We start from the raw sequence: 21,481 nt of genomic DNA on the forward strand, positions 1-21,481 counted from the left end.
GCGACTCCTGCCTTCCGCCGCGTCCGGGGTCAATCGTCCGATCCCGGGCGCGCACCGCCGCCTCTCTGCGGCAGCGAGAAGAACAGCTTGCGGAAGCTGATCTTGATCGTGCGGCCGAGCGGATCGAGCAGGTCCGGCTGATAGTTGACCGGCGTCACTCCGGTCGCGTCGCGCACGCGCTGGCGCTGGTTGAACAGATTGTCGACCGAGACCGTCACGCGCGATCCGCGCAGCCACGGATGGGCAACCAGCACTTTCGGCATGCTGCCCAGATTGGCGAATAGACGGAAATCCACCGTCGCCAGCGATCCGAAACGGAGTTGGTCGCTGGCGAGCCCTGTCGCGCCGTCCACGGTTGTTCCGCTCTGCCAATTCGCGCTGAGGCGCGCGCCCAGGCCGTTGCGAGTGATGCCTGCCTGCGCCTCGATTTCATGCCGCGGCTGACCGCCGCCGCGCCCGAGCGACCCGCCGTGCAGCAGATCGATGAAGGGACCGCCCGGCCGGACGAGCACGTCGTCCTTGAAATGCCAAGTGTGATACAGCGCGAACTGCAGCCGGCCGCCGCCGAATCCGCCGCCGCCTCCACCGAAACGCCCACCGCCTCCGCCGCCGCCAGGACCGCGCGGACGATCGCCCTGCCCTGCGCCACCGCCCGCCTGCCCGCCAGGCCCACCCGCGCCATCGGGTCTGCGGCCGCCCGGGAAAGGCAAGCGCCCCGCCGCCGCCAGCGCGCGGAATTGCTCGGCGGTCGTGTCCTTGATCCGCTTCGAAAAATTGATGCCCCAACGGAGCTGATCCTCGCGCTCGCGGAAGAAATTGACCGGCCGCGCGTCGATCTGGACCAGATCGCCCGAGGCGTCGCGTATGAACCTGTCCGGGAAGGCCGCCTGAATGGCGGCCGTCGGGAAGCCCAGTGATTCGATCGCGTTGCGCGTGCGCGTGCGCGTGTAGTTGGCAACAAGGCTGAGGTCGGTGTCGGTAAACGGCCTGAGCGTCAGACCTAACTTCGTCACTTTGCGATCGTCGGCAAGGAGGCCCGAATTGCCGCCGGTGATCTGGGTGACGATCGCCGACTGGTTGCGGACCAGATCGAACACGCGCACGCCCGGCGTCACGATCACCGGATTGCCGAGCTGCTGCGCGGTCGGCGCGCTTTCCTCATCCGTATGGGACACGACGAGGTTGATCGCGCGGATCGGCGACCAGGTCGCGCCATAGCCATAGGTGGTCTGCGTGCCGAAGTCGCTCAAGTGCTGCACCTCGACATTGCCGTTGACCGACAGGTTGCCGAGGAAGCCCAGGAACGCGCGGTCGCGGCTGGCGATCGGCACGTCGACATTGATCTGCCCGCCGCCGATATCGCGGTGCACGTCGCCGTTACGGACAGTGCCGGTGCGCGTCGTGCGGCTGGAAAAATCGTTGGTCGAAGCATTGATGCGAACGGTCGTGGAAACCGCTCCGGCGGGGAGTTTCAGCGGCTGGCCGTTAATGGTGAAGTCGCCGCCGAAATTGCTCGCCGCCGAATGCGCCTTGTCGGCTGTGACGCTGGTCTTGGTATCGGTCGCGGTACGGTCATAGGCGCTGGTGAACGTCCACTGCCAGCCCGAGATCGCGCCGTTCAGCGTCGTGCCGAGATGCGTGTTCAGCGAATGGTTGTCCTGTGTGATGAGCGGCCCGGCGCCGTCAGCCGACAATCCCAGCACGGCGCGGGTATCGTCATATTGCAGGCGGCCATTCACCGTCGCGGAAACCCCCTCCGCGATGCCGGTCGCATAGATCGCGTTGACGGACGCCGAGTCGCCGGACGGAATCAGCGTTCGGAACCCACGCTGATCGAAGCCGGTATCTGCGAGAATGTCACGCTGACTCTCGAGCAATTGCTGCGTGCGCGTGTAGGTGCCGGCGAGATTGAAGCGGCCCGTCGGATTGATGCGGAGCAGGCTCGCCGTTCCCTGGGGCTGGTTCGCGCCGCCGTCGGTCGCGATCCGATCGGACAGCTCCGCCGTGGTCGCGCGGAAGCGGCGGCGAAGCACGATGTTCACCACCTTCTGGTCGGCGCTGTAACCATATTTCAACGCGACTTCCTCGGGCAGGATGTCGACCCGCTGGATCGCCTCCGTGGGGATATCGCGAATTTCGCTGAAGCCGGAAATCTTGAGGCCGTTCAGCAGCACGACCGAAGCGCCCCTGTTGCTGCCGCGCGTCGTCGCGATCTGGGGGCCGAGTTCGCTGAGCAGTTCCGCGACCGAGCTCACGCCATAGGAGCGAATGTCGGCGGGGCTGAGCTGCACTTCGGGCTTGATGTCGCCGATCACCGCGCCGCGTTCCCGCTGTCCCACAACGACGATCTCTTCATCGTCCGCCTCATCGGGCGCCGGTTCCGCGGCAGGGGCAGGCTTCGGTGCTGCCTGAGGCGCCTGTTGCGCCGGTGGGGATGGCTCTTGCGCCCATGAAGGAACCGCCGTCCCGGCGAGCAAAGCCGACACCAACGCCACGCGACCGATCATCTGTTTTTCCTTGTCCGGGTTCGCCGGCGCTGTGCCGCGCCTTTTCTGAACGGGTGCTTTCAACCCGTAACGATCGAACAGGTTGCGTCGGACGTCCCCCACAAGGGACGAACGTCAGTTCGTCTGATCGGGCGGCGCGATCGGGAACGGAAGCGGCATCACTTCAACGCCCTCTTCCTTCAGCGCCGCAGCTTCCGCGGGCGTCGCTTGGCCGTGGATCGTACGCGGATCGGTCTCGCCGAGATGGATCGCCCGCGCCTCGTCGGCGAAACGGCGGCCGACCCATTGCGAGCCTTCCAGCATCTTGGACTGAACCTTCGCCATAGCCGTCATCAACGCCTTCATCTCGGCCGGCGGCGACGGCATCGACGCGACCGGAACGGGCGCCTGAGCGTCTTCGGAAACGCCGCTGCCGAGCCTTGGCGCCATGACGGCCTTGCCGATCTCGCCGTCGCCGCAGATCGGGCACTGGATTAGGCCACGAGCGCGCTGATCTTCATAATCGGCACTGGAGCCGAACCAGGCTTCGAACACATGGGCCTGGCCGCATTTCAGATCGAACACGATCATCGGGCGAGCTCGACCGGAGGAATGTCGCGGCGATGGTCGATCGCGGGCACGCGGCTGCGCACGGCCGCCACCTGCGCCAGATCGAGATCGACAAAGCCGAGGCCCTGCTCTGTGCCCATGTCGAGAAGCACTTCGCCCCAGGGATCGACGGCGAGCGAATGACCATAAGTCTCGCGCCCGTCCGCGTGCTGGCCGACCTGCGCGGCGGCAATCACGAAAACCCCCGCCTCAATCGCCCGTGCTCGGAGCAGCACGTGCCAATGCGCTTTGCCGGTCGGCACAGTGAAAGCGGCCGGGACGGCTAGAATAGAGGCCCCCGCCCCGGTCAGCGCGCGATACAAGTCTGGAAAGCGGATGTCGTAGCAGATGCTGAGACCCAGCCGCCCCCAAGGCGTCTCCGCCGCCACGGCCCGCTGCCCCCGCGCATAGACAGCCGATTCCCGCCAGCTTTCGCCAGTCGCAAGATCGACGTCGAACAAATGGATCTTGTCATAGCGCGCACGGATCTCCCCCTGATCGTCGATCAGGAATCCGCGATTGAGCCGCCGTTCACCCTCGCCCTGCAATGCGAGCGACCCGATATGGACCCAAAGCCCTGCCTCCCGTGCGGCTTCGCGTATGGCTGCCAGCGTCTCGTCATCGCCTTCGCGCCGAAGGTTAGCCGCCGAACGCGCCCGGTCCCGATCGAGCAGGTTCGACATTTCCGGCGTGAACAGCATGTTCGCGCCGCCCGCGCGCGCATCCTCGATCGCCTGCACGATGGTGCGTGCGTTGGCGGCCGGGTCGATGCCCGACTGCATCTGCAGAATGGCGGCGCGCATGGGTGGCTTTTAAGCGGCCTTCAGCAACGGATCGAGGCCACCCCGCGCATCCAGCGCCGCCAGATCGTCCGATCCGCCGATATGCTTCCCGTCGATGAACACCTGCGGCACGGTGGTCCGGCCATTAGCGCGCTGGATCATCTCCGCGCGCTGCGGGCCGCCCATTGTGATGTCATATTCTTCGTAGGACACGCCCTTGCCGTCGAGCAGCCGCTGCGCGCGCAGGCAATAGGGGCAACCCCATTTGGTATAAATCTCGACCTTCGCCAAAACCCCGTCTCCTCAATGCCATTCGTCGCCCAAGCCGGGCACATCGTCAACGCCATCCTGCAGCACGCGGGCCCAGCACAGCACGATCACTTTCGCCGCACCGGCACGCTTCAGCACCTTTGCGCAAGCGCCCGCGGTCGCGCCGCTGGTGTAGACATCGTCGACCAGCAACACCGTGCGGCCGGCCAGCGCGGCCTTGCCTTCAGATGGGACGGCGAACGCGCCGCGCAAGGCCCTCGCTCGCGCCGCCCGACCGAGCCCGCCCAGCATCGGCGTGCGCTTGCGCCGCTCGATCAGGTCGGCACGGACTTCCAGTCCGGTCCGACGGGAAACTTCACGCGCTAGCAGCCCCGACTGGTTGAACCCGCGCCGCCAGATGCGCCAGCGATGCAGCGGTACGGGCACCAGCAAGACGTCGGGTTCGGCGAGCGCAAGCCGCGCCAGATAACGTCCTATCACCCGCGCCATGCCGATCCGGCCGCCGTGCTTCAGCTTCAGCACGACCGCGCGCGCGACGGAACCATAAGCAACAGCAGCACGCACGCCGTCGTGCGGCGGCGGTTCGGCCAGGCAGGCAGCGCATTGTGTCTCCGGCCCGAGATCCTGCTCCAGCGGCACGCCGCATGCGGCACAGGCCGGGCCGACAAGGAAATCGAGCTTGGACCAGCACGGACCGCAAAACGCGCCATCGTCGGATACGATCAAACCGCATGCAGGACAGCGCGGCGGCAGCGCAAAGTCGATCGCAACACGAAATGGGGAAGCGATTAGGCTCACGGCACCCTTGTTCCCGGTCCCGCGCGTCCCCACAAGGCCCGCACATGAGCGCGCCCGAAATCTTCGACCGCACGCGCCGGCGCATCCGGCGCGACCGAGCAGCCGCCGACTTTGCCCGGCACGATTTTATTCATGCGCGCATGGCCGACGAATTGATCGACCGGCTGGATAGCGTGAAACGCAGCTTCACCCGCGGGCTGGATCTTGGCTGCCTGGATGGACGCGTGGGTGCTGCATTGCGCGCGCGGAGCATCGACGTCGTCTCAGTCGATCCGGGCTATTGCTTTGCCAAGGCTGCCGGCGGCGTGCAGTGCGACGAGGATCGCTTGCCCTTCGCCGATGAAAGTTTCGGCCTGGTCATCGCGTGCGGCGGTCTCGACCAAGTCAACGACTTGCCCGGCGCGCTGACGCTGATCCGTCGCGTGCTGAAGCCCGACGGCCTGTTCCTCGGCGCGTTCGTCGGCGCCGGAAGTTTGTCCCGGCTGCGGGCGTCGTTGCTGGGGGCGGAGGAACGCGCCGTTGCGCGTCTGCATCCGCAGATCGACGTCCGCTCGGCCGGCGACCTGCTCGCAAGAGCCGGCTTCGCTTTGCCAGTTGCCGACGGTGAGCAGCTCACCGTGCGTTACAGCTCGCTCTTTGCGCTTCTCGCCGATCTGCGCGGCACGGCCTCGACGAGCTTGCTTGCCGATGCCGCGCCGCCACTCACTCGTACGGCGCTGGCGGCTGCGGCAGAACGGTTCGCTGCCGATGCTGCCGCGGACGGCAAGACCGGCGAGACGATCGAGATCGTGCATCTGCTCGGCTGGGCGCCCGCGCCGGACCAGCCCAAACCGGCACGCCGCGGCAGCGCCACCGCTTCGCTAGCGGCTGCCCTACGCCGGGACGAGAGATAAAGCGGCGAGTGCCTCGACCAACGGCACATCCGCCGGCGGCATCGCCAACGTCCGCATTTCCTCGACATTAACCCACCGGATTGCGCTCGCATCCAGCGCCATCGGCTCGCCCCGCCATTCGCGCGCGGCATAAAGAAGAAGCAGCAAATGCCGCTCGCCCAGCGCCTCGCTTGCGAAGGCAAGCGGCGAGAACGCGCTCGGCGCGACTGTCACGCCCAGCTCCTCGACTAACTCCCGAGCCAGGGCATGTTCCGGCGTCTCGCCCGGCTCGACCTTACCGCCTGGAAATTCCCACAGGCCCGGCATCGAACGGTCGGGCGCCCTCTGCTGAACCAGTACGCGCCCCTCGCTATCGATCAGTGCAGCGGCAACGACAAGAAGCAACGGGTAACCTGTTGACATAAACCTTCCTTAACTGTCGCCGTGTCACTGCTGCTCGACTTTACACCGACCGGGGGCCGGCGTGATTAGCGAATTCCTTCACAGACTGCTTCGATCCGCGGCGGGGGCAACGGCCGTGGAATACGGGCTGATCGTCTCTCTTATCGTGATCGCGATGCTTGCATCGCTCTCTCAGGTCGCGAACGTCACGATCGGCATGTGGAACAACATCGCCCAGAACGTGCTCGCGCACTGAGCAGGGCGCTTTGGTTAACGCGCTCGAAGCCATAACTCATCAAGAATCCGAAACGAGATCGGGCCTAACAGGCGACAAGTTGATCTTGGGACGACCAGTCGGGTCAACGGGTAGGTGCTGGACCAAGGAGACGAACATGCAGATTCTGCGCAAGATGATCCGCAACAACAAGGGCGCGACCGCGATCGAGTACGGCCTGATCGCCGCGCTGATCGCCGTTGCCGCGATCACCGCCATGACGAGCCTGGGCCAGAAGGTCGGCAACACCTTCAATAACGCTTCCGGCAGCATGGTGCAGTAAGCGCGATCGCAAGATCAAACCGGCAAGGGCGGCGGGAAACTCGCCGCCCTTTCTGTTTGCGCGTCAGAGCGTGCCCATTTTCAGGAATTTGGCGCGGCGGTCTGCGCGGAGCGCGTCACGATCCAACGGCGCGAGTTCGTCCAGCGCGCCGCGAATGGCAGCCCCCAGCGTATCGATCGCAACATCGGGGTCGCGGTGCGCGCCGCCGACGGGCTCGAGCACGATGCCGTCGATGATGCCGAGTCCCTTCAGGTCCTGTGCGGTGATCTTCATCGCCTCGGCAGCGGCCGGCGCCTGGTCCGAGGTGCGCCACAGGATAGAAGCGCAGCCCTCCGGCGAGATTACCGAATAGACCGCGTGCTCGAACATCAGCACGCGGTTGGCGGCGGCCAGCGCGATCGCGCCGCCCGAGCCGCCTTCGCCCACAACGGCCGCCACCATCGGCACGCCGAGCGCCAGGCATTGCTCGGTCGAGCGGGCGATCGCTTCCGCCTGGCCGCGCTCTTCGGCCTGCACGCCGGGAAAAGCGCCCGAGGTATCGACCAAAGTCACGACCGGCAGACCGAAACGGTCGGCCATCTGCATCAGCCGGATCGCCTTGCGGTAACCTTCGGGCTTACCCATGCCGAAATTGTGCTTGAGGCGGCTGGCGGTGTCGTCGCCTTTCTCGTGACCGATTACCATCACGCGCCGACCGCCGAGCCGTCCGAAGCCGCCGATAATCGCCTGATCGTCGGCAAAGGCGCGGTCGCCCGCCAGCGGCATGAAATCGTCGATCAGCCGCGCCACATAGTCCTTGAAGTGCGGCCGCGCCGGATGGCGGGCGACCTGCGTCTTCTGCCAGGGGGTGAGCTTGGCATAGGTGTCGCGCAGCAGCTTGTCGGCCTTGGCCTGCAGCCGGCCGATCTCCGCATCGATATCGACCTGGCCGCCTGCCGCGGTCTCGCGCAGTTCGGCGACCCGGGCCTCAAGCTCGGCGATCGGTTTTTCGAAATCGAGGAAGCTGATCATTGGCCGCGCGGGTTAGGAGCGGCGGGGCCGCTCGTCAACGAGCGGGTGGTTGGCGTTCACCAGCTCGACGAGGCGGCGCGAGTCGACATGCGTGTAGATTTGCGTCGTGGCGATGTCGGCATGGCCCAGCATCGCCTGCAAGGCACGCAGGTCCGCGCCCCCTTCCAACAGGTGCGTTGCGAAGGCGTGGCGCAGCCCGTGCGGGCCGACGCGATCCGGCGGCACGCCGGCTGCAGCGGCAAGCGCCTTCACGATCTGGAACAGCCGCACGCGGCTGAGATGCTTCTTGCCGGACGGGAACAGCCAGGGCTGGTCCGAGGGCACCAGCTCCCGCCAGCGCGCGACGGCGGCGCGGGCGCGGTCGGAAATCGGCACCAGCCGCTCGCGCCCGCCTTTGCCCTTCAGGATGATGAACGGGCGGTCGCTGGCAATGGCATTGCGCGGGAGCGAGACCAGCTCCGTCGCGCGCAGCCCCGAGCCGTAGAGCAGCTCGATCAACGCCGCGAGCCGGATGTCGGCCACTGGCGGATGCTCGGCCCCGAGCCGCCGGTCGATCTCCGCGAAGATGCGGTCGACATCGTCATGGCCGATCACTTTCGGCAGCGGGCGGGCAGCGCTCGGCCGCGGCAGTCCCTTGCCCGGATCGTCCGAACGGAAACCCTCTTCCTGCAGGAAAGCGAAGAAGCGCCGCAGCGCCGCCGATTTGCGCGCAACGGTCGAGCGGGCAAGCCGCATCCATTGCTCCGCAACGCGCGCGATCGCCGCCTCGTCCGCCGTGGCGAGCGAGCCCGCCAGCAGTTCGGACGCTTTCTCCAGGTCAGTGCGGTAGGCGAGGATCGTGTTGCGGGCGGCGCCGGCCTCAGCCGCCAGCATTTCGAGGAAGCGGCCGATCAGCTCCCGGTCGCCGCTCACGCCCGCGTGATGGCTTCGGCGGCGATCATCCGCGCCTCAGGCTCGCGCCCAACTCGCCGAAGCGCCGCGACGATGTGCATCAGATACGCCGGATGCACCGCCTTCCACGACATGGTCTGCATGCCCGCCGCGGCCAGCAGCGCGACTGTCGCGGGCTGGTTCATCTTCGCGGCGTGATCGATCGCGCGCGTCCAGCTATTCTGCAAGCCAAGCGGCAGATGATTATCGGTGGCGAGGCTCTGCGCATCCTGCGGCGAAATGCGGCCGAGACCTGCGAGGCCCGCGACGAGGAAAGCGCCCTTACGGCTGTCGTCCTTCTGCTCGCCGACATAGGCGCCGGCGCGGCGGGTGCTGATCGTGACTACCCGCCGCGGTGCGCCGACGGCGAGCAGCGCCCAGCCATCGTCGCCATCGTCGAGCTTGTCGCCGACCGCGCCCCATTTGGCGGCGGCATCGTCGAAGCCGGCCGTGAGCATCGCCGCGATGAAATTGTGCGCGTCGTCGGCTAGATCTTCGCTGGGCGCAAAGCGAGCGGCGGCGCGCGCTGTCAGCACAAGCCGTGCGTAGCGCTCGACATCCGTCTTTGGCTCGGTCCAGAGCGTCCGCAGCGCCTCGATGCGGCTGTTTTCGTCATCGCCGGAAAAGGCCGTGCGCAGGCGATAACCCGGCGTTTCCTCCAGATTATCGGGATCGGCCGCTTCATAGGCCTGGCCGATCAGGTCGCCATAGGCGGCGCTCGACAGCACGCCTAGGCTGGCCGCCCAGATGGCGGGCGCGAGCCGCTGTTCCGGCGCGATCATCGGCGCGCGGAACTGCCAAGCGCGGACGTGCGGTCCGACCGTGTCGAACAGCGGCGCGGGGATCGGCACGTTGACGGCATTGGCGAGGCCGAAACGCCAGGCAGTCAGATCGCCGACGCCGTCCCACTGGATGTTGATCGCACGGCGGCCGCCACCGACGCCGACGACTTTCTCGGCGAGCAGCAAGTCGATGCCCCGAGCCCGGCCGCGATGCCGTGCCGCGTCGATGATCGCGGAAGCCGTGCCGTTATCGCCCGACAAGGCGGCGCACATCGCGCGCGCCAGATCCCAGCTCGTCTGGTCGGCGGTCGCGGGAACCTTGTCGGTCAGGGGACACATCGCCGCCGGATCGGCTGTCGCGAGCGCGGTCTGCTGCGCGACGTCGAACATCTTCGGGCTGAACCGGTCGACGTCGATGCTGGAAACCAGCAGCCGCGCCGCGTCCGCTTCGCCCATGCGCAGCAGCAGCCAGGCGCGCTCGGCAACCCAGTCCGGGCCTTCGATGCCTGCCGGCGTCGGCGCCTGGCTCAGCAAGGTGCGGCGGAGCAGGATCTGTCCCCAGCGCGAAGCGACCGGCGCCTTGATATCCCGCATCAGCGTCGAGGCGAAGCGTCCGTCGACCGTGCCCCATTCGTCGGCCGCATAGCCGCCATTGTCCGGCGTCAGCACCCCGACCAGATCGGGGTTGCGCCGCGCCGCCTCGGGCAGATCGAACGGTTTGGCCTGGGCGGTCTGCTCCTCGTCCGTCTGCTGGTCTTCCTCGCCGGTCGCCTGCGCGTCTTCGGCAGCGACGACGTTGTCCGCGCCCGGCGCTCCGGGAACGCCCGGTTGCGCGGCGGGCGGTGTCGCCTCGCCCGGAGCGGGCGTCGGCGAGACGGGCTGGTCGCCAAAGCCGGGCGGCAGCAGCGATTCGGGCTGGTCCTGCTGACCGATCGCCGGAATCGCGAAGGCGCCGAGCGCGGCGGCCAGCGCCACCCCGCCCAGCAGCCGCTTACTTACCCAGTTTCTCATTCGGGATCGTCTTTTCCACGCGCGTCAGCGGCTTTTCGGTGTTCTTGCCGGAGAGATACCAGAGCCCGCCAACGACGAGCACGATCAGGAGAAGAGGGACGATCAAACGCATGGCGCCGAGCTAGCAGAGGGGCGAAAGCCGGGCAATCGGGATCGCGCGCGGTGGGTGCGAGGGGCCTTAAGTTCACAAAACATCCTGGGTCATCCGACAAACAGCCATATTCCCGTCAACCCGGCCTTGAGCCGGGGTCCCGCTTCTTCTTTCTTTCGACAATCGCGCCGACGCTCACCCAGGAAAACGAAAGCGGGACCCCGGCTCAAGGCCGGGTTGACGGTGGTAACGGTTGGGTTTCAAATGCCCGCACTATGTCGTTTGCGGATTGCGCGCGTTTGGACCCAGACTCGCTCCGTAGTTAAGCCGCCCGGACGAATGCCTCCGGCGGCAGCGCCATCATCGCATCTGCGCCGCCTTCGATTTCCTTGCGCAGACCCAGCGCGCGAGGAGCGATGCGGTCGAACCAGAAGCGCGCGGTGGTGAGCTTGGCTTCCAGGAACGCCTGGTCGCCTTCGCCGGCGTCGAGCTGGGCCTGGGCGGCGCGGGCCATGCGCAGCCACATGAGGCCGACCGCGACGATGCCCAACAGGTGCATATAGGGCACGGCGCCCGCACCGGCGTTGTTCGGGTTCGCGAAACCGTTCTGCATCAACCACATGGTCGCCGCCTGCAGCTCGGCAAGGCTGGCGCCCAGCCCTTCGGCTAGCTTCGCCTGCGGGCCGCCCTGGGCCGACGCGACCTCGTCCTGCGCCAAGGCGAAAAAGGCCTGGATCGCCGCTCCGCCCTTCGACGGCAGCTTGCGGCCGACCAGGTCCATCGCCTGCACGCCGTTGGTGCCTTCGTAGATCATCGCGATTCGGGCATCGCGGACATATTGCTCCATGCCCCATTCGGCGATGTAGCCATGGCCGCCATAGACCTGCTGACTGTCGGTCGCGATCCGGTAGCCCATGTCGGTGCCGAAGCCCTTGATGACCGGGGTGAGCAGGCTGACCAGCGCGTCGGCCTTTTCGCGCTCCTCGTCGCTCGGCGCCTTGTGGCTCAAGTCGACGAGCAGCGCCCCCCAGAGGCACAGCGCGCGCAGCCCTTCGGTCAGCGCCTTGCCTTCCATCAGCATGCGGCGGACGTCGGGGTGGACGAACAGCGGGTCGGCTTTTTCCTGCGGTTCGGCGGGGCCGGTGAGCGCCCTGCCCTGCCGGCGGTCGTGCGCGTAGGTGACGGCGTTCTGATAGGCGACTTCGCCGACGCCCAGGCCCTGCAGCCCGACGCCGAGGCGCGCCGCGTTCATCATGATGAACATCGCGGCCAGGCCCTTCATCTCCTCGCCGATCAGATAGCCGACGGCGCCGTCATAGTTCATCACGCAGGTGGAATTGCCGTGAATGCCCATCTTGTGCTCGATCGAGCCGCAGGAGACGGCGTTGCGCTCGCCGAGGCTGCCGTCCGGGTTCACCAGCACCTTCGGCACGATGAACAGGCTGATGCCTTTGACGCTGTCTGGTGCGTCGGGCGTCTTGGCGAGGACGAGGTGGATGATGTTCTCGGTCAGGTCGTGCTCGCCGGCCGAGATGAAGATCTTGGTGCCGGTGATGCGATAGGTTCCGTCCGCCTGCGGCTCCGCCTTGGTCTTGATGAGGCCGAGGTCCGTTCCGCATTGCGGCTCGGTCAGGTTCATCGTGCCGCCCCATTCGCCCGAGATCATCTTCGGCGCATAGAGGGCTTTCTGCTCGTCCGATCCCTTGACCAGGATCGCGGCCGTCGCGCCGGCGGTGAGGCCCGGATACATCATGAAGGCCATGTTGGCGGAGATCGCGAACTCCTCGAACGCGGTCATCACGACGTGGGGCAAGCCCTGGCCGCCATATTCCTCCGAGCCTGACAAGGTTGGCCAGCCCGCTTCGACGAACTGCTTATAGGCCTCCTTGAAGCCCGTGGGCGTGGTGACCGAGCCGTCCGCATTGCGCGTGCAGCCTTCCTTGTCGCCGACCTGGTTCAGCGGGAACAACACCTCGGCGACGAAGCGGCCGCCTTCGTTCAGCACCGCGTCGATCGTGTCCGCAGTCGCGTTCTCGAAGCCCGGCAGGTTGGCGTAGCGGTCGAGGCCGATCACATGATCGAGGATGAAGCGCGTGTCGCGCACGGGCGGTGTGTAGCTGGGCATTTTCTCTCCCCCTTCTATCGTCACCCCGGCCTTGAGCCGGGGTCCCGCTTTCCAAGGAAAGAAGAAGCGGGATGCCGGATCAAGTCCGGCATGACGAGTTAATGGCTCGCCTGAGCCTCGACCTGTTCGACCATTTTCACGAAGCGCACGAGCTCGTCGATCTGCGCCTCGATATCCACGCGCTGGCGCTTCAGCAGCTCGATCCGCGCATTGCACTTCTCGATCGTCACCTTGCGCTGCATGTGGCGGCCGTCGCCGACGTCGTAGAGGTCGATCATCTCGCGGATTTCGGCGAGGCTGAAGCCGGTGCGCTTGGCCCGCAGGATCCAGGCGAGCCGGGCGCGGTCGCGCTTGGTGTAGATGCGCGTGGTGCCGCGGCGGACCGGCTGGATCAGCCCTTCCTCTTCGTAGAAACGCAGCGCTCTCGGCGTCACGTCGAACTCTTCCGACAGGTCGGTGATCGAATATTGGTGCCGGTTTCGATTGTCCGGCGTATCGACGGTCGCGTGATGCTGAGTGGCCATGCGCCGATAAAGCAGGCCATTTACGTAAACGTCAAGCCAGGCGCGCGTTAACCGCGAATAGGGCCGCGGCATAAACCACCTCTTTACGGCCCGCCGCTATCCCCTTGCCCATCAGTGATCTCGGATCGCCGCTTGGCGGAGCGCGACAGGCAGGGAAGAAGGAATGAGTCAGGCGATCGAAACGGCCCGCAGCGAAGTGGTTGCGGACATGCTGATTTCGGTGGTGAGCGCGGATGGCAGCGCGAGCCATCGCTATCCGCGTGCCGACGCCCTGACTTCGGGGCCGGAAGCGATTCGCAACCTGGCCGACGCCGCCCATTATCTGTGCGTGCTGCACGGCCGCTATCCGGGCGTGATCGACCATGCGGCGAGCAAGACCAAGCACCCCGCAGCGCTCGGCTGGCTTGCGGCTGCAGCTGAAGCGTTCGCTGCCGAACGCGCGCTGCTGACGAAACTCGCGGTGGCGACCGGCCCGTTGCCCAGCACGCCGCGTCAGGCGGAATGCGAAGCGGCCGTGCTGCAGCAGCGCCATGCGCTCGACATGCTCGCGCAATCGGAGCGCGCCGGCTGCGCCTTGGGCGCGGCCTTCGCGCTAGCGCTCGACTGGCAGCATGTGCGCGCCGTTCTCGAAGCGGCAGCGCGGCGCGTGTCGATCGCGCCGGGCGATTGCAGCCTGCCCGACGAGGAGGAAACCCGCACGGTGGCGATGGCGGTTGCCGATACGCCGTCGTTCGAGCGCGCAATGAGCTTTGGCGCGCAGCAGCTGCTCGCCCAGCATCGCGGCCTGTGGGACCTGCTGGAAGCGCGGCAGCAGGCTCGCGCGGAGATTTGACCCTACCGTAAACGTCACCTATCCCGGCCCTTCACTCAGGAAAGGCCGGGCATGCGTTTCGAAGGCACGCGGGATTATGTCGCCACCGACGATCTGAAAGTGGCGGTGAACGCCGCTGCGACGCTGCGCCGTCCGCTGCTGGTCAAAGGCGAGCCCGGCACCGGCAAGACCGTGCTGGCGCAGGAAGTTGCCAAGGCGATCGGCGCGCCGCTGATCGAATGGAACATCAAGTCGACGACCAAGGCCGCGCAGGGCCTGTACGAATATGACGCGGTGGCGCGGCTGCGCGACGGCCAGCTCGGCGATCCGCGCGTGCATGAGATTTCCAACTATATCCGCAAGGGAAAGCTGTGGGAGGCGTTCACCTCGCCCGAGCTGCCGGTGCTGCTGATCGACGAGATCGACAAGGCGGATATCGAGTTCCCGAACGACCTGCTGCACGAGCTCGATCGCATGGAGTTCCATGTGTACGAGACCAAGGAGACGGTGAAGGCCAAGGAGCGGCCGATCGTCGTCATCACGTCCAACAACGAGAAGGAACTGCCCGACGCCTTCCTGCGCCGCTGCTTCTTCCACTATATCAAGTTCCCGGACCGCGACACGATGCAGGCGATCGTCGACGTCCATTTCCCGGGCATCCAGAAAATCCTGGTCCAGCGGGCGATGGATATTTTCTACGAAGTCCGCGACGTGCCGGGATTGAAGAAGAAGCCGTCCACGAGCGAGCTGCTCGACTGGCTGAAGCTGCTGCTGCACGAGGACATGCCGCTGGACGTGCTGCAGAACCGCGACCCGACCAAAGCGATCCCGCCGCTGCACGGTGCGCTCTTGAAGAACGAGCAGGATGTGATGCTGTTCGAACGCCTCGCCTTCATGGCGAAACGGCAGGGTCGTCCGGGCTAAGTTAGGACCGGGTCGTCGACCGGCTCGCCGGCGAGCACGCGTTTCATCCGCTCGCGATCGAGCGCGCCTTCCCAGCGGGCAATTGCGACCGTCGCGACGCCGTTGCCGATCAGGTTGGTGATCGAGCGCGCTTCCGACATGAACCGGTCGATTCCGAGAATCAGCGCGATGCCGGCGACCGGCACGGTGTGCGTGGCGCTGAGCGTCGCGGCCAAGGTCACGAAGCCGCTGCCGGTCACCCCCGCCGCGCCTTTCGAGGTCAGCAGCAGGATGCCGAGCAGGCCGAGCTGGTGCGCCAGCGTAAGCTCCGTGTTCGTCGCCTGCGCGATGAAGATCGCGGCCATCGTCAAGTAGATCGAGGTGCCGTCGAGGTTGAACGAATAGCCGGTCGGCACGACGAGGCCGACGACCGGCTTGGCGCAGCCCAGATCCTCGAGCTTGCGCATCAGCCGCGGCAGCGCGGTTTCGGACGACGACGTGCCGAGCACGATCAGGATTTCGTCCGCGATGTAACGCAGGAAGGCGAACAGGCTGAAGCCGCACACCCAGGCGACGATCCCCAGCACCACGAACACGAAGATCAGGCAGGTCGCATAGACGCTCAGCATCAACGTGCCGAGCTGAACGAGCGTGCCCGCGCCGTATTTGCCGATCGTGAACGCCATCGCGCCGAACGCGCCGATGGGCGCCAGCTTCATCAGCATGGCGATGATGCGGAAGAACAGCTCGCTCGCCCGCTCCAGAACATGCACGCCGCGTGCGCCCGCCTCGCCCATATGCGCGAGCGCGAGGCCGGTCAGGATCGCGACCAGCAGCACCGGCAGCAGCTCGCCGCCGGTCAGCGCGCCGAAAAAGCTGTCCGGGATGATGCCGAGCAGGAACGGCACCACGCCCTGTTCCTTCGCCTTGCCGGCGGCGTCGGCGAGGCCGCTGACGTCGAGCGCGGCGGGGTTCGCGTTCACACCGGCGCCTGGCCGGACCAGGTTCACCACGACGAGGCCGATGACCAGCGCCAGCGTCGTCATCGCTTCGAAATAGACCAGCGCTTTCAGCCCGACCCGGCCGAGCGCGCGCAGGTCGCCGATCTTGGCGATGCCCAGCACGACGGTCGTGAAGATGATCGGCGCGATCATCATCTTGACCAGTTTGATGAACGCATCGCCGAGCGGTTTCAGCGCCGCGCCGAAGCTGGGCCACAACCAGCCGACGAGCACGCCGAGCGCTATGCCGATCAGCACTTGCGCGTAGAGATGGCGAAAGATGCGCATCAGGCGGACAGGCTGACGCGGCCGCCCGCATGGCGTTCCAGCCGGCCGGCCAGTTCCAGCTCGAGCAAAGCCGTCTGCACGACCGCGCTGGGCAGGCCGGACAGGCGGATGATCTCGTCGACCGCAACGGCCGTGTGGCCGAGCAGGTCGAGGATCACGCCGCGCTCCGCATCGGACGCGTCTTCCGGTGGCTCGGCCGCATAGCCCCCGATCGGCTGGGCGACGGCGCGCGCGTCGATCGGCCGGATTTGTTCGAGCACGTCGGCGGCATTCTGGATCAGAATCGCGCCATCGCGGATCAGCAGGTTGCAGCCCTGCGCGCGCGGATCGAGCGGCGAGCCGGGCACCGCCATTACCTCGCGGCCGAGCTCGGCAGCGATGCGGGCAGTGATCAGCGATCCCGATTTGGGCGCGGCCTCCACCACCACCGTGCCGAGCGAAAGGCCGGCGATGATGCGGTTGCGCGAGGGGAAATGGCGCGCGAGCGGCTCGGTCCCGGGCGGCTGCTCGGCGATCAGCAGGCCGTCGATCGCTATCTTTTCCTGCAGCGCCTCATTTTCGGGCGGATAGGCGATGTCGACCCCGCTCGCGATCACCGCGACCGTGCCGCCCTGGAGCGCCCCGACATGCGCAGCGGTGTCGATGCCGCGCGCGAGGCCGGAGACGACCGTCGCGCCTTCGCCCGCGAGCTGCTGCGCCAGGCCGCGCGCGAAGCGGCAAGCTGCCGCCGACGCATTCCGCGCGCCGACGATCGCGACCATCGGCCGGTCGAGCAGTTCCAGATGTCCGCGCACGATCAGCATCGGCGGCGCGCTCTCGGTCTGCCGCAGCAGCGCAGGATAGGCCGGCTCGTCGAGAAAGATCGGGCGCGCACCAAGCTTCTCGATCGCGGCCAGCTCGCGCTCGACCTGACGCGGATCGGCAGCGCGGAAATCGCGCCGCCCTCCTTTGGCCGCGAGCATCGGCAAGGCGTCGAGCGCCGCGGCGGCGCTGCCGAAGCGCGCGATCAACTGTCGGTAGCTGACCGGCCCGATGTTCGGGGTGCGCAGCAGGCGGAGCTTGGCCGCCCGGTGATCCGGCTCGATGTCAGCCACGCGAGCGCCCGACCTTCGGCTCCTCGCCGCGCGTCAGCCGGCCGATATTCTCGCGGTGCTTCCAGAAGACGATCAGGGCGAGCGCAATGAACAGCACGCCGAAATCGGTGCGGCCGAACAGAGAGGCAGCGATGGGCGCGAAGAGCGCGGCCGCCAGCCCGCCGACCGACGAATAGCGGCTCAATGCCAGCACCCCGAGCCACACGACCAGATAGATCACGCCGATCGGCCAGTACGCCGCAAAGGCGATGCCTCCGAACGTGGCGACGCCCTTCCCGCCGCGAAACCTCAGCCAGATCGGATAGCAATGACCGAAGAACGCCCCCGCGGCGCCGAGCACCGCGCCGCCGGGCACGAGCGCCTCGCCCAGCCACACCGCCGCCATGCCCTTGAGCGCGTCGAGCAGCAGAGTCGCAGCAGCCAGGCCTTTGCGGCCGGTTCGCAGCACATTGGTCGCGCCGATATTGCCCGAGCCGATCGCACGGAGATCGCCCGCGCCGGCGAGCCGCGTCAGGATCAGCCCGAACGGAATCGAGCCGAGCAGATAGCCGAGCGCCAAAGCCAGCGCCGGCATTTCCCAAAGCACATGCGTGGTTTGCGCCCCCATGCGCCTGTGCATAGCGAGCGCGCGGCTGCTGACAAAGTGCAATCCGCACGATTATGGATCGGGTATGACCGATGCCCGCCCGCTGCTGTTCTTCGATTCCGGCGTCGGCGGATTGTCGGTGCTGGCCGAGGCGCAGAAGCTGCTGCCGAACGCGCCGATCGTCTATGCGGCGGACAGCGCCGGCTATCCTTACGGCACCAAATCCGAAGCGGAGATTGCGGCGCGCGTGCCCGCCCTGCTCGGCCGGCTGGTCGAGCGCTATCATCCGCGGCTGGTCGTCATCGCCTGCAATACGGCTTCGACGATCGCCCTCGCCCATGTCCGGAGCGCGCTTGACCTGCCGGTGGTGGGAACAGTGCCGGCGATCAAGCCTGCCGCGCTCGTCTCCAAAACGCGCGCGATCGGCGTGCTGGGCACGGAGGCCACGATCCGCCAGCCCTATGTCGACCGACTCGCGGCCGAGTTCGCGAGCGATTGCCTGGTGCTGCGCCACGGCTCGGCCGAGCTGGTTGACCTCGCCGAAGCCAAATTGCGGGGCGAAGCGACCGATCCCGCGGCCTATGTCCGGATTCTGGAAGGATTGACGGGACAGCCGGGCGGCGAGCGTATCGACACGGTCGTGCTTTCCTGCACGCATTTTCGGCTCGTCGAACCGGAGCTGAGCGCCGCAAGGGCGTTCGCCTATGTCGACGGGGCGGAAGGGATTGCCCGGCGGATCGCCTTTCTGACGGCCGGTCAGGAATGGCCGGCGGAGGCTGTGCCGGGCATCGCGGTCTTTACGCGCGTCGATGAAAAGGTGGAGGCGCTGCGCCCGGCACTCGCGCGCTTCGGCCTTCCCAACATCGCAAGCCTCTAGCGCAAGTTACGGAAAAACCCGTATAGTGTGATTTGCGAGGGTTTCGCACTGGATTGAACGGGCCGGCGCGCGTAAATGGCGATCTGGCGGGCAGCAATGCGGGCAACGGCTTTGGACTATCAGCGCATCTTTACCCAGGCGATCGATCGGCTGCATGCCGAGGGACGCTACCGGGTCTTCATCGACATTCTGCGCAACAAGGGCATGTTCCCCAACGCGCGCTGCTTCGCCGGCCATAACGGGCCGAAGCCGATCACGGTCTGGTGCTCGAACGACTATCTCGCGATGGGCCAGCATCCGAAGGTGATCGCGGCGATGGAGGAGGCGCTGCATGACGTGGGCGCCGGCTCCGGCGGCACGCGCAACATCGGCGGCAACACGCACTACCATGTCGATCTGGAAGCCGAGCTGGCAGACCTGCACGGCAAGGAAGCGGCGCTGCTGTTCACCTCTGGCTATGTCTCGAACGAAGCGACGCTGGCGACGCTCGCCAAGATCCTGCCTGGCTGCATCATCTTCTCCGACGAGCTGAATCACGCCTCGATGATCGCGGGCATCCGCAACTCGGGCGCCGAAAAGCGCGTGTTCCGGCACAACGACGTCGCGCATCTGGAAGAGCTGCTGGCCGCCGAAGACCCGGACGCGCCGAAGCTGATCGCGTTCGAGAGCGTCTATTCGATGGACGGAGACGTGGCGCCGATCGCCGCGATCTGCGACCTGGCGGACAAATACGGCGCGCTCACCTATCTCGACGAAGTGCATGCGGTCGGCATGTACGGCCCGCGCGGCGGCGGCATTTCCGAGCGCGACTCGGTCGCCGAACGCCTGACCATCATCGAAGGGACGCTCGGCAAGGCGTTCGGCGTGATGGGCGGCTATATCTCGGCCGACAAGGTGATTGTCGACGTGATCCGGTCCTACGCGCCGGGCTTCATCTTCACGACATCGCTGTCGCCGGTGCTGGTGGCGGGTGTGCTGGCGAGCGTGCGGCACCTGAAGGCATCGAGCGAGGAGCGCGAGGGCCAGCAGGCGTCGGCCGCGATGCTGAAGGCGCTGTTCGCCGACGCCGGCTTGCCGGTGATGCCGTCGACCACGCACATCGTGCCGCTGATGGTCGGCGATCCGGTCAAGGCCAAGCGGATCAGCGACATCCTGCTTGCCGAATACGGCGTGTACGTGCAGCCGATCAATTACCCGACCGTGCCGCGCGGCACCGAGCGCCTGCGCTTCACGCCCGGGCCGAGCCATACGCCGGAAATGATGCGCGAGCTGACCGACGCACTCGTCGAAATCTGGGACCGCCTCGAGTTGAGGCAGGCGGCCTGAGCCCAGCCGAACTGGCATTGCTGGCGCTTGCCGCGGTCGGCGCGGGAGCAATCAACGCGCTGGCCGGCGGCGGCTCGATCCTGACCTTTCCGGCATTGATCGCGGCGGGGCTCCCGCCGGTCTCGGCCAACATCACCAACACGGTCGCGCTGTTCCCGGGCTATATCGGAGGCGTAATCGGGCAGGCGCGCGACCTGAAGGGTCAGTCGCGCCGGCTGTGGCTGCTCGCGCCTGCCGCGCTGGTCGGCGGCCTGGCGGGCGGGATGCTGATCCTGATCAGCAGCGAGAAGCTTTTCGCGGCGCTCGTCCCCTGGCTGCTGATCGGCGGCTGCGCGCTGCTCGGCGTCCAGGACAAGGTACGCGCGGCGCTGCAACGCCGGTCCGGTGTGCTCGGCATCGGTTGGGCAATCGTCCCGGTGCTGCTGGCGGCGGTGTATGGCGGCTATTTCGGCGCGGGATTGAGCGTGATCTTCCTCGCCGTGCTGGGCCTGACGCTGGACGACAGCCTGACGCGCCTCAACGGCCTCAAACAGGCGCTGGCGCTGTGCGCGAACTTCTCGGCGATGATGCTGTTCCTCGGCTCTGGGAAGCTGGTCTGGAGCGCGGCGCTGGTCATGGCGGCGGGATCGCTGGTCGGCGGCGCTCTGGGCGGACGGCTCGCGAGCGTCATCAGCCCCAAGGCGCTCCGCGCGATCGTCATTGCCATCGGCGTCGGTGTCGCCGTGCTCTTCCTGGTCCGCCGCTAGGCCTGGCCGGCGCTTGCGCTCAGCAGGCGCGGGTCGATGCCCGCGCTCTTGAACGCATCGCTCCAGCGCTGCTCGACCGGCGTCTCGAACAGCAGCGACTCGGTCGCTTCGACCGTGAACCAGCCGTGGCGCGTCATTTCCTCGTCGAGCTGGCCTTCGCTCCATCCGGCATAGCCGAGCGCGGCGAGCCAGCGGGTGGGGCCCTTCCCTTCCGCGATCGCGCGCAGCACGTCGATCGTGTTGGTGAGCGCGAAACGGCCGTCCACTTCCATCGTGTCCTGCCCGCCCCAATTGAGCGAATGGAGCACGAAACCGCGCTGCGGATCGACAGGGCCGCCGATATGCACCGGCGTATCGGGCGCTTCGCCGGGTTCGATCTTGAACTGTTCGAGCAGCGCGTGGAAGCCGAGCCGGGGAGCGAGACGGCCAATGCCGATGCCCAAAGCGCCGCGCTCGTCGTGCATGCACACCGCAATGACGGAGCGCTCGAAGCGCGGATCGCCGATGCCGGGCATGGCGAGAAGAAGCTGGCCGGTAAGGAACGGGGGATTCATCGATTCTCTATAGGCGCGTGTTCCGCCCGGCCCAATCCCTTGACG

At 66.9% G+C, this 21,481-nt stretch carries 24 protein-coding genes; 8 read left to right on the forward strand and 16 right to left on the reverse strand.

Annotation, left to right across the window (positions count from 1 at the left end; genetic code table 11):
* Positions 1-29: 29 nt before the first annotated feature.
* From ACFSCW_RS10515 to ACFSCW_RS10535, 5 genes are all read right to left on the reverse strand, one after another.
* The gene (locus ACFSCW_RS10515) at positions 30-2,507 is read right to left on the reverse strand and encodes a TonB-dependent receptor (RefSeq protein WP_380888996.1); all 2,478 of its coding nucleotides are present in this window, start codon (positions 2,505-2,507) and stop codon (positions 30-32) included.
* A 114-nt stretch (positions 2,508-2,621) separates the two neighbouring features.
* Positions 2,622-3,077, reverse strand: a complete 456-nt coding sequence (locus tag ACFSCW_RS10520; protein ID WP_380888998.1) for a DUF1178 family protein — start codon at positions 3,075-3,077, stop codon at positions 2,622-2,624.
* The gene (locus ACFSCW_RS10525) at positions 3,074-3,898 is read right to left on the reverse strand and encodes a carbon-nitrogen hydrolase family protein (RefSeq protein WP_380888999.1); all 825 of its coding nucleotides are present in this window, start codon (positions 3,896-3,898) and stop codon (positions 3,074-3,076) included. The genes ACFSCW_RS10520 and ACFSCW_RS10525 overlap by 4 nt, the downstream gene beginning before the upstream one ends.
* A gap of 9 nt (positions 3,899-3,907) precedes the next feature.
* The gene (gene grxC, locus ACFSCW_RS10530; RefSeq protein ID WP_380889000.1) at positions 3,908-4,168 is read right to left on the reverse strand and encodes a glutaredoxin 3; all 261 of its coding nucleotides are present in this window, start codon (positions 4,166-4,168) and stop codon (positions 3,908-3,910) included.
* Positions 4,169-4,180: 12 nt separating this feature from the next.
* Positions 4,181-4,945 (reverse strand): ComF family protein, encoded by a 765-nt coding sequence (locus ACFSCW_RS10535; protein WP_380889001.1) that lies wholly within the window; start codon positions 4,943-4,945, stop codon positions 4,181-4,183.
* A 44-nt stretch (positions 4,946-4,989) separates the two neighbouring features.
* Between ACFSCW_RS10535 and ACFSCW_RS10540 the strand changes: the two genes are divergently transcribed.
* Positions 4,990-5,838 carry a class I SAM-dependent methyltransferase gene (locus ACFSCW_RS10540; RefSeq protein ID WP_380889003.1) on the forward strand — a complete coding sequence of 283 codons (849 nt, stop codon included), beginning with the start codon at positions 4,990-4,992 and terminating at the stop codon, positions 5,836-5,838.
* On the opposite strand, the gene ACFSCW_RS10545 is transcribed toward ACFSCW_RS10540, so the two are convergent.
* Positions 5,818-6,240, reverse strand: coding sequence for a (deoxy)nucleoside triphosphate pyrophosphohydrolase (locus ACFSCW_RS10545; protein ID WP_380889005.1), 423 nt, complete (start codon positions 6,238-6,240; stop codon positions 5,818-5,820). The two genes, ACFSCW_RS10540 and ACFSCW_RS10545, sit on opposite strands and share 21 nt — an antisense overlap.
* 115 nt (positions 6,241-6,355) lie before the next feature.
* Between ACFSCW_RS10545 and ACFSCW_RS10550 the strand changes: the two genes are divergently transcribed.
* Positions 6,356-6,475: a Flp family type IVb pilin gene (locus ACFSCW_RS10550; protein WP_417766388.1), complete on the forward strand. Its 120-nt coding sequence runs from the start codon at positions 6,356-6,358 to the stop codon at positions 6,473-6,475.
* A gap of 136 nt (positions 6,476-6,611) precedes the next feature.
* On the forward strand, positions 6,612-6,776 hold the full coding sequence (locus ACFSCW_RS10555; protein WP_380889009.1) for a Flp family type IVb pilin: 165 nt from the start codon (positions 6,612-6,614) through the stop codon (positions 6,774-6,776).
* 63 nt (positions 6,777-6,839) lie between these two features.
* On the opposite strand, the gene ACFSCW_RS10560 is transcribed toward ACFSCW_RS10555, so the two are convergent.
* From ACFSCW_RS10560 to ACFSCW_RS10585, 6 genes are all read right to left on the reverse strand, one after another.
* A complete protein-coding gene (locus ACFSCW_RS10560) occupies positions 6,840-7,787 on the reverse strand; it encodes an acetyl-CoA carboxylase carboxyltransferase subunit alpha (protein ID WP_380889010.1) in 948 nt (315 codons plus the stop codon).
* Between the two features lie 12 nt (positions 7,788-7,799).
* Positions 7,800-8,699 (reverse strand): tyrosine-type recombinase/integrase, encoded by a 900-nt coding sequence (locus tag ACFSCW_RS10565; RefSeq protein WP_380889012.1) that lies wholly within the window; start codon positions 8,697-8,699, stop codon positions 7,800-7,802.
* Positions 8,696-10,510 (reverse strand): hypothetical protein, encoded by a 1,815-nt coding sequence (locus tag ACFSCW_RS10570; protein WP_380889014.1) that lies wholly within the window; start codon positions 10,508-10,510, stop codon positions 8,696-8,698. The genes ACFSCW_RS10565 and ACFSCW_RS10570 overlap by 4 nt, the downstream gene beginning before the upstream one ends.
* Complete coding sequence (locus tag ACFSCW_RS10575) at positions 10,491-10,622, reverse strand: hypothetical protein (RefSeq protein ID WP_380889016.1); 132 nt, start codon at positions 10,620-10,622, stop codon at positions 10,491-10,493. The genes ACFSCW_RS10570 and ACFSCW_RS10575 overlap by 20 nt, the downstream gene beginning before the upstream one ends.
* A 301-nt stretch (positions 10,623-10,923) precedes the next feature.
* Positions 10,924-12,726, reverse strand: coding sequence for an acyl-CoA dehydrogenase C-terminal domain-containing protein (locus ACFSCW_RS10580; RefSeq protein WP_380889018.1), 1,803 nt, complete (start codon positions 12,724-12,726; stop codon positions 10,924-10,926).
* 98 nt (positions 12,727-12,824) lie between these two features.
* Positions 12,825-13,250, reverse strand: a complete 426-nt coding sequence (locus ACFSCW_RS10585) for a MerR family transcriptional regulator (RefSeq protein WP_380889019.1) — start codon at positions 13,248-13,250, stop codon at positions 12,825-12,827.
* Between the two features lie 163 nt (positions 13,251-13,413).
* Between ACFSCW_RS10585 and ACFSCW_RS10590 the strand changes: the two genes are divergently transcribed.
* Together ACFSCW_RS10590 and ACFSCW_RS10595 are read left to right on the forward strand one after the other, a co-directional pair.
* Positions 13,414-14,082, forward strand: coding sequence for a DUF6975 family protein (locus ACFSCW_RS10590; RefSeq protein WP_380889020.1), 669 nt, complete (start codon positions 13,414-13,416; stop codon positions 14,080-14,082).
* Between the two features lie 51 nt (positions 14,083-14,133).
* Positions 14,134-14,985: an AAA family ATPase gene (locus ACFSCW_RS10595; RefSeq protein WP_380889022.1), complete on the forward strand. Its 852-nt coding sequence runs from the start codon at positions 14,134-14,136 to the stop codon at positions 14,983-14,985.
* On the opposite strand, the gene ACFSCW_RS10600 is transcribed toward ACFSCW_RS10595, so the two are convergent.
* The 3 genes from ACFSCW_RS10600 to plsY are packed head-to-tail and all read right to left on the reverse strand — an operon-like array spanning position 14,982 to position 17,954.
* Positions 14,982-16,253, reverse strand: a complete 1,272-nt coding sequence (locus ACFSCW_RS10600; RefSeq protein WP_380889024.1) for a dicarboxylate/amino acid:cation symporter — start codon at positions 16,251-16,253, stop codon at positions 14,982-14,984. The genes ACFSCW_RS10595 and ACFSCW_RS10600 overlap by 4 nt on opposite strands.
* Positions 16,253-17,347: a DNA-processing protein DprA gene (gene dprA / locus ACFSCW_RS10605; protein ID WP_380889025.1), complete on the reverse strand. Its 1,095-nt coding sequence runs from the start codon at positions 17,345-17,347 to the stop codon at positions 16,253-16,255. Before dprA ends, ACFSCW_RS10600 begins: the two co-directional genes overlap by 1 nt.
* Positions 17,340-17,954, reverse strand: a complete 615-nt coding sequence (plsY, locus tag ACFSCW_RS10610; RefSeq protein ID WP_380889027.1) for a glycerol-3-phosphate 1-O-acyltransferase PlsY — start codon at positions 17,952-17,954, stop codon at positions 17,340-17,342. Before plsY ends, dprA begins: the two co-directional genes overlap by 8 nt.
* Before the next feature lie 64 nt (positions 17,955-18,018).
* Between plsY and murI the strand changes: the two genes are divergently transcribed.
* The 3 genes from murI (at position 18,019) to ACFSCW_RS10625 (ending at position 20,882) form a co-directional block, all read left to right on the forward strand.
* Complete coding sequence (gene murI / locus ACFSCW_RS10615; protein ID WP_380890094.1) at positions 18,019-18,810, forward strand: glutamate racemase; 792 nt, start codon at positions 18,019-18,021, stop codon at positions 18,808-18,810.
* 75 nt (positions 18,811-18,885) lie between these two features.
* Positions 18,886-20,136, forward strand: coding sequence for a 5-aminolevulinate synthase (hemA, locus tag ACFSCW_RS10620; protein ID WP_380889029.1), 1,251 nt, complete (start codon positions 18,886-18,888; stop codon positions 20,134-20,136).
* A 17-nt stretch (positions 20,137-20,153) separates the two neighbouring features.
* On the forward strand, positions 20,154-20,882 hold the full coding sequence (locus ACFSCW_RS10625) for a sulfite exporter TauE/SafE family protein (RefSeq protein WP_380889031.1): 729 nt from the start codon (positions 20,154-20,156) through the stop codon (positions 20,880-20,882).
* Here ACFSCW_RS10625 and ACFSCW_RS10630 read toward each other — a convergent pair.
* On the reverse strand, positions 20,879-21,436 hold the full coding sequence (locus ACFSCW_RS10630; RefSeq protein WP_380889032.1) for a YqgE/AlgH family protein: 558 nt from the start codon (positions 21,434-21,436) through the stop codon (positions 20,879-20,881). The two genes, ACFSCW_RS10625 and ACFSCW_RS10630, sit on opposite strands and share 4 nt — an antisense overlap.
* Between the last annotated feature and the right edge of the window lie 45 nt (positions 21,437-21,481).

Origin of the sequence: Sphingomonas tabacisoli (genome assembly GCF_042678385.1) — a bacterium.
Taxonomy (GTDB): Bacteria; Pseudomonadota; Alphaproteobacteria; order Sphingomonadales; family Sphingomonadaceae; genus Sphingomonas_B; species Sphingomonas_B tabacisoli.

Coding starts and splice junctions, on each gene's coding strand:
- ACFSCW_RS10630 (WP_380889032.1), bottom strand. CDS start 21,436: ATGAATCCCCCGTTCCTTACCGGCCAGCTTCTTCTCGCCATGCCCGGC.
- murI (WP_380890094.1), top strand. CDS start 18,019: ATGACCGATGCCCGCCCGCTGCTGTTCTTCGATTCCGGCGTCGGCGGA.
- ACFSCW_RS10560 (WP_380889010.1), bottom strand. CDS start 7,787: ATGATCAGCTTCCTCGATTTCGAAAAACCGATCGCCGAGCTTGAGGCC.
- hemA (WP_380889029.1), top strand. CDS start 18,886: ATGGCGATCTGGCGGGCAGCAATGCGGGCAACGGCTTTGGACTATCAG.
- ACFSCW_RS10515 (WP_380888996.1), bottom strand. CDS start 2,507: ATGATCGGTCGCGTGGCGTTGGTGTCGGCTTTGCTCGCCGGGACGGCG.
- ACFSCW_RS10545 (WP_380889005.1), bottom strand. CDS start 6,240: ATGTCAACAGGTTACCCGTTGCTTCTTGTCGTTGCCGCTGCACTGATC.
- ACFSCW_RS10595 (WP_380889022.1), top strand. CDS start 14,134: ATGCGTTTCGAAGGCACGCGGGATTATGTCGCCACCGACGATCTGAAA.
- ACFSCW_RS10570 (WP_380889014.1), bottom strand. CDS start 10,510: ATGAGAAACTGGGTAAGTAAGCGGCTGCTGGGCGGGGTGGCGCTGGCC.
- ACFSCW_RS10585 (WP_380889019.1), bottom strand. CDS start 13,250: ATGGCCACTCAGCATCACGCGACCGTCGATACGCCGGACAATCGAAAC.
- ACFSCW_RS10540 (WP_380889003.1), top strand. CDS start 4,990: ATGAGCGCGCCCGAAATCTTCGACCGCACGCGCCGGCGCATCCGGCGC.
- ACFSCW_RS10520 (WP_380888998.1), bottom strand. CDS start 3,077: ATGATCGTGTTCGATCTGAAATGCGGCCAGGCCCATGTGTTCGAAGCC.
- ACFSCW_RS10555 (WP_380889009.1), top strand. CDS start 6,612: ATGCAGATTCTGCGCAAGATGATCCGCAACAACAAGGGCGCGACCGCG.
- plsY (WP_380889027.1), bottom strand. CDS start 17,954: ATGGGGGCGCAAACCACGCATGTGCTTTGGGAAATGCCGGCGCTGGCT.
- ACFSCW_RS10575 (WP_380889016.1), bottom strand. CDS start 10,622: ATGCGTTTGATCGTCCCTCTTCTCCTGATCGTGCTCGTCGTTGGCGGG.
- ACFSCW_RS10600 (WP_380889024.1), bottom strand. CDS start 16,253: ATGCGCATCTTTCGCCATCTCTACGCGCAAGTGCTGATCGGCATAGCG.
- ACFSCW_RS10525 (WP_380888999.1), bottom strand. CDS start 3,898: ATGCGCGCCGCCATTCTGCAGATGCAGTCGGGCATCGACCCGGCCGCC.
- ACFSCW_RS10590 (WP_380889020.1), top strand. CDS start 13,414: ATGAGTCAGGCGATCGAAACGGCCCGCAGCGAAGTGGTTGCGGACATG.
- ACFSCW_RS10580 (WP_380889018.1), bottom strand. CDS start 12,726: ATGCCCAGCTACACACCGCCCGTGCGCGACACGCGCTTCATCCTCGAT.